The organism is Moorena sp. SIO3I8, from assembly GCF_010692325.1.
Classification (GTDB): Bacteria; Cyanobacteriota; Cyanobacteriia; order Cyanobacteriales; family Coleofasciculaceae; genus Moorena.
This window is the reverse complement of the sequence record NZ_JAAHHW010000026.1, coordinates 70,115-76,430: the sequence shown is the minus strand read 5'-3', so window position 1 is coordinate 76,430 and position 6,316 is coordinate 70,115. Positions and strand designations below refer to the sequence as shown.

Sequence of the window (6,316 nt, the reverse complement as noted above, 5' to 3'; positions counted from 1 at the left end):
CTTCAATCAACTCAAATCACTAACAATTTGTTAACGGCCTTGGTGTAAGGGAACGATAAATTTGCCCAAAATCCCGAGTATTAGTCCAAAATTCTCCCCATCTCCCCATCTCCCCATCTCCCCATCTCCCCATCTATTTTTTGCGAGAATGAAACAGCCCTGCCTTAAGAAGGGGGGCGGGCAATAGGCAAAAGTTGACGTGCATTAGCTTTTCAGCTTTTATCAATGTCAAACACCTTAATGGGTAGTACTATAAGTAGCCAAACTTTCAGGTAGCTTGCGGAAAACATCACGTATAACACTAATGAGGATAATCTCATGAGAATCTTCAATCAATTGGAATCCAATGTGCGAAGCTACTGCCGTTTATTTCCCACGGTGTTTAAGAAAGCACAAGGAGCTGTTCTAGAAGATAAAGAAGGTATTAAGTACATTGACTTTCTCAGTGGAGTGGGTACGCTCAATTACGGACATAACAACCCACAACTCAAAGAACGACTGCTGGGTTATCTCGATTCAGACGGTATTGTCCATAGTCTCGATTTAGCAACCGTAGCGAAAGAGGAGTTTCTCGAAGCTTTTGAAGCCATAATCCTCAAACCCAGGCAATTAAATTACAAAGTTCAGTTTCCTGGACCAACAGGAACCAATGCTGTGGAGGCAGCTCTAAAACTGACCCGCAACATAACGGGACGGGAAACGGTCATTGCCTTTTCCAATGGCTACCATGGGGTAACCCTAGGTTCCTTAGCAACAACTGCCAACATTTCCCAGCGAGACGCTGCAGGAATCACCACCGCAGGCGTAACTTTTATACCTTATGATGGGTACTTGGGTTCGGATATTGATACTACAGAGTACCTAGACAAAGTCCTTTCCGACAGAGGTAGTGGAGTAGCGCTTCCAGCAGCAGTGATTGTAGAAACAATTCAGGGAGCAGGTGGGGTCAATGTAGCCAGCTTTGAGTGGTTGCGATCGCTTGAAACAGTCTGTCGTAAACATGATGTGCTTTTAGTTGTAGACGACATCCAAGTGGGATGCGGACGGACTGGTTCCTTTTTCAGCTTTGAAGAAGTAGGTATTTACCCTGACATTGTTACTATCTCCAAATCCTTGAGTGGTTTCGGTCTTCCTTTCTCATTGGTACTGATCAAACCAGAATTAGACCAGTGGAAACCAGGTCAACACAGTGGCACCTTCAGAGGACCTAACCTAGCCTTTGTTACCGCCAAAGCAGCCTTGGAAATCTATTGGCAAGATGAGAGTCTTTCAGCCTCTGTTAGACAAAAAGGAACTATAATGCAGCTCCGATTGGAGCAGATCGCAAAAAATAACTGGGAGGCCGGTTTTTCCGTTAGAGGCAGGGGCATGATTCAGGGCTTAGACTGCAAAGATGGCAACCTCGCTAATAAAATCATCCGAACAGCCTTTGCTAATGGGCTAATCATGGAAACAGCTGGCGCACAGGGGCAGGTGATTCGATGTCTGCCGCCTTTAACAATTTCCGAAGAAGTATTAGAGAAAGGGCTAGACATCCTCGAAAATAGTGTCAACCAAGTCATCCAGGAGACAGTTTCTAAAAAATTAGTTGATTTAGGAGCATCGGTTTAATTGCTTATGACTGCTGCATTTGGAAATTCTCCAGAAGTCAAAACCCGGATAGAAAAAATTGAAAACATCTGTGGACGGGATATAGGTAATGGTATAGAGCCCCTTGTGGAGGCTGCCAAGGGGGGGCTGCTTGGTGCAGCTCGTTCGATTGCCGAACATCCATCCCCCCATGTGGCTATTATTACAGGCTTTTTTATTCCCCACGGCACTCCTCCGGCAGCGGAAAATGATGGCCCCATCGGTTGCGCTCACCTAGCAGCGGGATTACTTAGAGTTGGAATCCCTGTCCGTCTGGTTACCGATCCTTTATGCCTTAATGCTGTCAAGGTTGCTGCTCGGGCAGCAGGAATACCTGCTCAAATTCCTTTTGATGTAGTTCCTGTCGATGCAGGGAGTGCAGAAGATCCCTCCGTTTCTTCTATTGTGAATTTATGGAAAATTGCCGAACCACCAGTTTCCCATGTTATCTCCATTGAAAGAGCAGGCCCGAGTTACGATGGTACTGTCCGAAATATAAATGGGGATGATATCACTGTTCATACTGCTCCTTTACATTTCCTATTTACCCTCAGTGAAATCATCTCCATCGGCATTGGTGATTTGGGCAATGAACTTGGTATGGGAACACTCTCTCAAGAGCTAATTGCCAAAAACATCAAGCATGGAGAACGAATCGCCTGTTATATTCCTTGCCATCACCCGATCGTTTGCGGTGTATCAAATTGGGGAGCAATGGGGTTACTCACTGCTCTTGCTTTACTCCGACCGGACTTAAAATCTAAGTTAACTGAGGGATTAACCTTAGAGACCGATAAACAGATTTTGACAACTCTGGTTAATGAGGGAGCAGCGATAGATGGAGATACCGGATTGCAAGCTCTCACAATTGAGACTTTACCCTGGGAATATCATGGCAAAGTGTTGGCAGAAATTTTAGAAGTCGCCGGTTTGACAAACTCAGTTTGAGAGCGCAGCTCCAATGCTTTCCTCCAAAATATCTAGCCCTTGGGTCAAAGTTTCGGGATCAATCGTTAATGTAGACTGAAGATTAATCACTTCTTTGTTCACTCCCATGGGTTCAAAGATTAAACCCCGCTTGAAAGCTTCATTACTAACTTTTTTAGCCAGCCCCTTTTGTTGGCAGGCGATTCCTTGAATCAAACCAAGTCCTCGATGTTCGCCGCCGACTTCTGGATAACGAGCGATCATGTCTTTGAGTCGCTTCTTCATTACCTCACCTTTGTCCGCGATTTCCTGGGCAAAAGTATCTGTCTCCCAGTACTCGTCGAGAGCAGCTGTGGCAGTCACAAAGGCTAGATTATTGCCTCGGAAAGTACCAGTGTGTTCCCCTGGTTTCAAACAGTCTAAATCAGGTCGAATCAGCACCACAGCCATCGGGTTTCCATAGGCGCTTAAAGATTTAGCCAGACAAACTAGATCGGGTTTTAACCCTGCCCGCTCAAAGCTAAAGAAAGGGCCAGTTCTGCCACACCCGACTTTGATGTCATCAACAATTAGCAAAATCTCTCGCTCTTGAGTGATCTGGGCAAGGCGTTGAAGCCAAGGAACACTAGCAACATTAATCCCGCCCTCAGATTGAACGGTTTCTAGGATAACTGCTGCGGGTTTTTCCTGATTTAGGCTCAGGTCATCAACCAATTTTTCTAAGTAATCAAGACTGTCGTCTTTGGTGCCATTTTTATCCTCGAACGGAACCGTTAAGACATTACCGAGGGGAATGCCCGCAGCCTTTTGATAGGTAGGATTAGGTGTAACAGCTAGGGCACCTAAAGTATGACCGTGGTAGCCTTTGGTAAAACAAATGACTGTTTTTCGACCAGTCACTTTACGGGCTAGCTTCAAAGCAGCCTCGGCAGAATTGGTTCCCGTAGGACCGGTAAACATAACTTTATAGTTTAGTCCTCGCGGTATTAAGATTACTTCCTCGAAACGTTCTAGAAACTGCTGCTTAGCAGAGGTGAACATATCGAGGCTGTGGGTGATAGCATCTGACTCAATGTATTCCAGGAGACGCTTTTTGAGCTTGGGGTTATTATGTCCGTAGTTGAGGGCACCAGCACCTGCCAAGAAATCTATATAAGTACGCCCACTCTCATCTATCAAGGTATCTCCCACTGCCTTGGTAAAGACTGTTGGAAACAATCGACAGTAGCTTCGGACTTCTGACTCAAGCTTGGTAAAAATGTTCATATGCTAAACCTGCCTATTGTTAGGATTTTCAAGTAGGTGAGACAATTCTGTGTGGTGTACAAAACGCGAAGCGATTCCATTTGCTTAACTTTACTTTACGAACACCGTAACCTAGAAAACTATATACTATTTAGGGTGACTATAGCAATAGTCAAGTTATTAATAAAAACTAAAATTTTTATTAATAACTTGCTTAAGCCAGAACTGGTATATCCTGATTAAAGAGCAAGTTTAACAATTCAAATAGGATAGCTATAGTCTAAATTTTGATCAGTCTCATAAACCAACAACAGCCTGGAATTAACTGGAATTAACTATGCAAAAAATTCAATTTACTGAAGCTCAGACCGAGGCATTGTTTGATGATCGCGAACGAGACAAACGTTTTCGCAGTTTCTGGGATCCAGAAGGCAGTCTTCACTGGGGTTACTTCGAAAACTTAGCCGAGGCTCGGCCTGAGGACTTTGTGCCAGCCTGCAAGCGCTGGGATGAATATATGCTGGAACAGAGCGGTATTACTGCAGACTCCCGGGTACTAGAAGTTGCTTGTGGAAATGGCAACGCTGCCGTTTGGCTGGCTCAGCAAACGGGATGTGAGGTAGTAGGAATCGATATCAGTAGCAGTTATATCGAGAATGCTCGAGCTAAGGCTAGTAATTTCCCCTCTTTGCGGGTGAGCTTCCAAAAGGAATCAGCCACTAACCTACCTTTCCCAGATGGCTCCTTTACCCATGCCTGGAGTCAAGGCGCTCTTTACCACATCCACGAGCTTGATAAAGCTCTGGCGGAGGTTCACCGTGTCCTAGGGGTAGGAGGCATCTTCCTGTTTGATGACTTGGTAACACCAATTGAGGAAGTTAGTGAGGCAGCCCGCAAGTACGTTTACAACCGACTGCTGTTTGAGCCGACATTTAGCCCCGAAGTCTATGCAGAAAAACTCACTCAGATCGGATTTAACGTTTTGCAGATAAAGGACTTGAGCCAACACCTGAAAAAGAGTTACGAATTGGTGTCCGAGCTAGCTCGGGAGGGCTATCCAGATTTGAGCGCTGCCTTTAAGAAAACCCAGGAGGCAATTGCCGCTAGTGAGTTAGGCTGGTGCTTTTGCCTCTGTGAAAAGGTTAGTGATGACTAATCCGTGACAACTTAAGACAGCTACGCCATAGCTTGAGTGTAGATTCAGTGTAGCTTGAGGGTATGCGATTGACCTTGGCCTTTAGGCCAAGGTCAATCGCATCCAGGAGATGGGCTATATATCCCATCACTCCTCAGAAGTTTTGCCCAAAAACAATAGATTCTACCCCTAACCAGCGCAACCGGCTACAATAGCAAGTGTTGAGATTTGTGTAGTCGTGACCGGCATAGGGAAAGCTTATGGCTGCTGCTGTATTAATCCAGAACCTCCAAAAACGCTATGGAGATGTCCACGCCGTCAAAGACATCTCCTTACAAGTTGAACCGGGTCAAATTTTTGGCTTACTCGGTCCTAATGGTGCCGGGAAAACCACCACCATTCGTTGCCTATGCACGCTCACGGCACCCGACGCTGGAAAAATTGAGGTATCTGGCATTTCAGTACTGAACAATCCTAGGGCAGCACGCCGCCGCATAGGCTATGTGGCACAAGAAGTTGCCCTAGATAAGGTACTCACTGGTCAAGAACTACTTCAATTGCAAGCCGACCTCTATCATATTCCCAAACCAGTTGCCAAAAAACGCATCAATAAACTCCTTGACATTTTGCAGCTCAAGGAGTATGCCCATAAAAAAACTGGCATTTACTCCGGTGGTCTGCGTCGGCGGCTGGACTTAGCTGCTGGCTTACTCCACCAACCTGATGTTTTAGTACTAGACGAACCCACAGTAGGTCTTGACATTGAGAGCAGATTCGTGGTATGGGAACTGTTACAAAAGCTGCGGGACTCAGGAACAACATTACTAATCACCAGCCACTACCTCGAAGAAATAGATGCATTAGCTGACCAAGTGGCAATTATTGACAAAGGGTTGATCATAGCTGAGGGGACACCATCTCAGTTAAAGGATAGTGTTGGAGGCGATCGCATTACCCTGCGCATCCGGGAATTCTCCCCCATTGAAGAAGCCAAGCAAGCCAAACATATGCTGCAGTCTCTGCCCTTTGTGCGAGAGGTGATTATTAACAGCAATCAGGGGAATTCCCTTAACCTTGTGGTTAAACCCCAAAGCAATGCCTTAATGATCATTCAGCAAGCGTTAAAAGACCTTAGTTTACCAACCTTTGGGATTGCTCAGTCGCGACCTAGCCTAGATGATGTCTACCTAGCTGCCACAGGTAAAACCCTGATGGATGCTGAACTGGCTCAGGCTGGGAAACGGGATCTCAAGGCAGAGCGGAAACAAAATATGGCCTAAAGGAGAGATAGGGTAGAGGGGAAAGATGGGTAGATTCTCTACCCAAAGTTTCTTATATCTTCTTTGATCAATAACTGATGTCTAGGTTAACTATTCAGGA

General features: G+C 45.6%; 5 protein-coding genes. 4 read left to right on the top strand and 1 reads right to left on the bottom strand.

Annotated elements, in window-relative coordinates; genetic code table 11:
• Nucleotides 1-318: 318 nt before the first annotated feature.
• Both ectB (F6K51_RS13075) and F6K51_RS13070 read left to right on the top strand, forming a co-directional pair.
• On the top strand, nt 319-1,611 hold the full coding sequence (gene ectB, locus F6K51_RS13075; protein ID WP_293020873.1) for a diaminobutyrate--2-oxoglutarate transaminase: 1,293 nt from the start codon (nt 319-321) through the stop codon (nt 1,609-1,611).
• A gap of 6 nt (nt 1,612-1,617) precedes the next feature.
• Complete coding sequence (locus F6K51_RS13070; RefSeq protein ID WP_293020872.1) at nt 1,618-2,577, top strand: glutamate cyclase domain-containing protein; 960 nt, start codon at nt 1,618-1,620, stop codon at nt 2,575-2,577.
• Here the strand turns inward: F6K51_RS13070 and ectB (F6K51_RS13065) are convergent.
• On the bottom strand, nt 2,569-3,822 hold the full coding sequence (gene ectB / locus F6K51_RS13065; RefSeq protein WP_293020871.1) for a diaminobutyrate--2-oxoglutarate transaminase: 1,254 nt from the start codon (nt 3,820-3,822) through the stop codon (nt 2,569-2,571). The two genes, F6K51_RS13070 and ectB (F6K51_RS13065), sit on opposite strands and share 9 nt — an antisense overlap.
• Before the next feature lie 316 nt (nt 3,823-4,138).
• Here ectB (F6K51_RS13065) and F6K51_RS13060 point away from each other — a divergent pair, with 316 nt between their 5' ends.
• Nucleotides 4,139-4,957, top strand: a complete 819-nt coding sequence (locus tag F6K51_RS13060; protein ID WP_075898032.1) for a class I SAM-dependent methyltransferase — start codon at nt 4,139-4,141, stop codon at nt 4,955-4,957.
• Nucleotides 4,958-5,196: 239 nt separating this feature from the next.
• Nucleotides 5,197-6,216, top strand: coding sequence for an ATP-binding cassette domain-containing protein (locus F6K51_RS13055; protein ID WP_293020869.1), 1,020 nt, complete (start codon nt 5,197-5,199; stop codon nt 6,214-6,216).
• Nucleotides 6,217-6,316 lie beyond the last annotated feature (100 nt).

What these genes read in the sequence shown, in the direction of transcription:
- F6K51_RS13055 (WP_293020869.1), top strand. Translation starts at nt 5,197, where the DNA reads ATGGCTGCTGCTGTATTAATCCAGAACCTCCAAAAACGCTATGGAGAT.
- F6K51_RS13070 (WP_293020872.1), top strand. Translation starts at nt 1,618, where the DNA reads ATGACTGCTGCATTTGGAAATTCTCCAGAAGTCAAAACCCGGATAGAA.
- ectB (WP_293020873.1), top strand. Translation starts at nt 319, where the DNA reads ATGAGAATCTTCAATCAATTGGAATCCAATGTGCGAAGCTACTGCCGT.
- ectB (WP_293020871.1), bottom strand. Translation starts at nt 3,822, where the DNA reads ATGAACATTTTTACCAAGCTTGAGTCAGAAGTCCGAAGCTACTGTCGA.
- F6K51_RS13060 (WP_075898032.1), top strand. Translation starts at nt 4,139, where the DNA reads ATGCAAAAAATTCAATTTACTGAAGCTCAGACCGAGGCATTGTTTGAT.